Origin of the sequence: Hungatella sp. SL.1.14 (genome assembly GCF_024460495.1) — a bacterium.
Classification (GTDB): Bacteria; Bacillota; Clostridia; order Lachnospirales; family Lachnospiraceae; genus Hungatella; species Hungatella hathewayi.
The window spans coordinates 1-300 of the sequence record NZ_JANFYJ010000353.1 but is presented as its reverse complement, the minus strand read 5'-3'; the positions used below and the strand labels follow the sequence as shown (position 1 = coordinate 300).

The 300-nt window shown below is 41.0% G+C and carries 1 protein-coding gene; it reads left to right on the top strand.

Annotated features, from left to right (window positions below; all coding sequences use genetic code 11):
* Positions 1–300: TetR family transcriptional regulator (locus NE473_RS31325; protein ID WP_256265662.1), on the top strand; the 300-nt coding region annotated here is incomplete at both ends.

Genomic DNA, 300 nt, shown 5'->3' with positions numbered 1-300 from the left:
GTCAGATTCACTCATTACAAAAAAAGCGATTGCCGCGGCGCTGAAACAGGTATGCAGGGAAAAGCCGTTTGACAAGATATCAATTGCCGATATTACCGCGGTATGCGGATTAAACCGTCAGACGTTTTATTATCATTTTCAGGATAAATATGAGCTGCTCAGCTGGATCTATTATAATGAGAATTTTTCCAGGATCACAGAGGATATTACCTTCGATAACTGGGATCAGAAGATCCTGGAGATGCTTCAGACTATGGAAAAAGAGAAGACGTTTTATGTAAACACGCTGAAGGAACAGGA